This is a genomic window from Serratia sp. ASV30 (assembly GCF_016428815.1).
In the GTDB taxonomy this organism is placed as follows: domain Bacteria; phylum Pseudomonadota; class Gammaproteobacteria; order Enterobacterales; family Enterobacteriaceae; genus Chania; species Chania fonticola_C.
On record NZ_JAELTL010000161.1, the window covers coordinates 1 to 648 of the forward strand.

Annotated in this window: 1 protein-coding gene; it reads left to right on the forward strand. The window is 40.6% G+C overall.

The window, feature by feature from the left end; genetic code table 11:
* A partial coding sequence (locus tag JHD74_RS25895) for a DUF3987 domain-containing protein (RefSeq protein WP_199063895.1) occupies positions 1 to 648 on the forward strand: 648 nt, incomplete at both ends.

The window sequence follows — 648 nt, forward strand, 5'->3', positions numbered from 1 at the left end:
TAATGATACTGCGGCGACCGACCTGATTTTCGGTCTCAGTCGATATCCCAACGCAGGCCTTATTACTGATGAGGCGATTACCTATTTTGGCAATCGCCCCAAGAATAAAATAGGTTTTTTAAATAATGCCTGGGATGGCAGCTCATATCACTTCCGTCGAGGAGGAACGATAGACTGTCATTTTACACCTTGTTTAACAGCATCATTAATGACTCAACCCGGTGTTTTTGAGAGCTTTATGGATGTGCACGGTAACATATTCAAAGAAAGTGGTTTTTTATCCCGTTTTTTATTCATCAAAACGGACAGTCTTAAACACTACAATACCGAGGTGGTATCACATGGAGAACGCTGGTCAGAAATCGAAGGTTTTCATGAAAGAATAAATTCACTGCTTAACAAACAAAAGGAACACATTAATGAGAATGACACAAAAAAGACACAACTAACACTGTCAGATAAAGCTCTCGCGCTCTGGAAGAGACACAGAGAGGCGTTGTTGCAAAAAATGAAGCCTGGCAATGAGTTTTATTACATTCGCGAATTTGTAGCCAAATCCAGTACGAATACATTAAGACTGTCCGCTATATTTCAGTACCCTGTCTCTTATACACATTTCCGAGCCCACGCTGTCTCTTATACACATCT